This window comes from Cellulomonas septica (genome assembly GCF_012396155.1).
GTDB lineage: Bacteria > Actinomycetota > Actinomycetes > Actinomycetales > Cellulomonadaceae > Cellulomonas > Cellulomonas septica.
In genome coordinates this window covers 1-2,392 of record NZ_JAAXOY010000554.1, presented here as the reverse complement: position 1 = coordinate 2,392, position 2,392 = coordinate 1, and the positions used below count along the sequence as shown (strand labels likewise).

Below are 2,392 nucleotides of genomic sequence, written 5' to 3'. Positions count from 1 at the left end.
AGAAGAAGGCGCCGTAGCCGGGGACCGGGAGGCCCACCGGTACGCGCCGGCTGTGGTGCGCCGCGGCCCAGCGGCGGGCCAGGTCGGCGCCGTCGATCTCCTCGGGGCCGGCGACGGTGACCGTCCGGCGGCCCGGCTCGCCCTCGTCTCGCGCCTCGCCCTCGAGCGGTGCGTCGAGACCCACCGACACGTCGACGACCGCCCGCGCGACGTCGGCGACGTCGATCGGCTGGAGGCGTGCGCCGCGCAGGTAGGGCACGGTGCCGGCGCGGCTGAGCGCACCCGCGAGCGTCGGACGGCCGAAGAACCGGTCGAAGAAGTCGTGGAACTGCGCGGCGCGCAGCAGCGTCGTCGGGACCGCGCTCGCCTGGTACACGCGCTCCTGCGCGACCTTCGTGCGGTAGTAGCCCTCGACGGCGTCGTGCCGCACCTGCAGCAGCCCGACGACGGCGAACGCGGCACCGACGAGACCGCTGACGACGGCCCCCGCGGCGACCCACCACAGCCCGCCGAGGTCACCCCACGCGAGCAGGCCGCGCATCACGGACACGGTCGCGGTCGCCACGAGCAGCACGACCGCGAGCAGCGGCACGAAGCGGGCCCGGATCAGCACGTGCAGGGCGCGCACGGCACCGCGCGAGACGGCCTCGACGACGTCCGGCAGCTCCTCGTGGTCGTCGACGACGGATCGCAGCAGCGCGCGCGTCTCCTGCGCCCCCGCGGCGTCGCCGGCCGCGGCCAGGCGGGACTCGGCGCGTGCCCGGGCGTGCGCCGTGAACCCGCCGACGACCCCCGCGACCGCGTCGTCGACCGCACCGGCCAGCGCCTCGCGCGGGTCGAGCGCACGGCGCCCGTGCAGGGCCTCGGCGACGAGCCCGAGCGCGACGACCGTGGCGTAGATGATCGCGGCGGTCGGCTCGTAGAAGTAGTCGTTGTCGGACGTGACGAACTTGCCCACCTCGTCGACGAACAGCCCGAAGCCGATCCCGCCGACGATCGCCCCGAACGGCCGCAGGACGGGCCCCATGAACGACAGGAGCAGCACGAAGGCGAGCGCCATGAGGAGGCCGCCCCACAGGACGTGCGCGACGTGCAGCCCGCCGCCCCCGAGCTGCGGGTACCCGGACGCGGCCAGCAGGGCGCGCGTGACGAGCACCGTGAGGGCCGTCACGACGAGGAACGTGCCGAGGTTCCGCGTCGCGAGCGGGTCGCGCGGCAGCCCGAGCCGCAGCATGAGGTGCACGGGCGACGACGTGCCGGGGCGCGACGCGGTGCTCACAGGGCCGCGAGCTCGCGTTCGAGGTCGTCGAGGCCGAGCGAGCCCAGCCCGAGCGCGGCGGTGTGCCAGGCGCGCAGGTCGAACGTCTCCCCCGCCGCCTCCCGCCGCTCGCGCGCGCGACGACGCCCCGACAGCCACGCACGCTCGCCGAGCTTGTAGCTGATCGCCTGACCCGGCCACCCGAGGTAGCGCTCGATCTCGCTGTGCACGAACGCGGCGGGCGACCCGCTGCGCTGCCGGAAGAACTCCTCGCCCAGATCGGCCGTCCACCGCTCCCCCGGGTGGAACACGTGCGACCCCGGGACCGCCAGCCCGAGGTGCATGCCGATGTCGACGACCACCCGGACCGCGCGCATCCGCTGCCCGTCCAGGTACCCGAGCCGCGCACCGGGCGTGCGCAGGTACCCGAGCTCGTCCATGAGCCGCTCCGCGTACAGCGCCCAGCCCTCCGTCGTCGCGGGCACGGACCCGACCGACGTCTGGAACACCGACAGGTCGCCCGCCCGGAACGCCCACTGGCCCAGCTGCAGGTGATGCCCGGGCACACCCTCGTGGTACCAGGTGCTGACGAGGTCCCACGTCGGGAACCGGTCACGGCCCAGCGTCGGGAGCCACGTGCGACCCGGACGCGAGAAGTCCAACGACGGGCGCGTGTAGTACGGCGCGGCGGCGGCACCGGGCGGCGCGATCATCGCCTCGACCCTCCGGACCGGGTCCGCGACGTCGACGACCGTGCCGTCGAGCTCGGCGATCGCGTCGTCCATCATGCGCTGCAACCACGCCCGCACCTCCTCGACACCCTCGACGGCCTCGCCGTGCTCGTCGAGGTGCGCGAGCGCCTCCTGCGGCCCCGCACCGGGCAGCACGCGGTCGGCCTCCTCGGCCATGTCCGCCTCGATGCGCGCGAGCTCCTCCCAGCCCCACGCGTACGCCTCCTGCGCGTCCAGGTCGGCACCCGTGTGCAGGCGCGCGGACAGCAGGTAGCGCTCGCGGCCGACCGCGTCGGGGACGCCGTCGACGGCCGGGCGGTACTCGTCGGCGATCCACCGGCGCAGCCGGTCCACGCCCGCGGCGGCAGCCTGCGCGGCCGTGTCGAGCTCGCCGCGCAGGGAC

At 75.5% G+C, this 2,392-nt stretch carries 2 protein-coding genes; both read right to left on the bottom strand.

The genetic code is table 11. The annotated features are described in order from the left end of the window. On the bottom strand, positions 1–1,279 hold a 1,279-nt coding region (locus tag HGA02_RS21150), incomplete at its 3' end, for an SDR family oxidoreductase (RefSeq protein WP_246247949.1). Beyond that, positions 1,276–2,392: DUF885 domain-containing protein (locus tag HGA02_RS16455; protein WP_168680201.1), on the bottom strand; the 1,117-nt coding region annotated here is incomplete at its 5' end. The genes HGA02_RS16455 and HGA02_RS21150, both read right to left, overlap by 4 nt.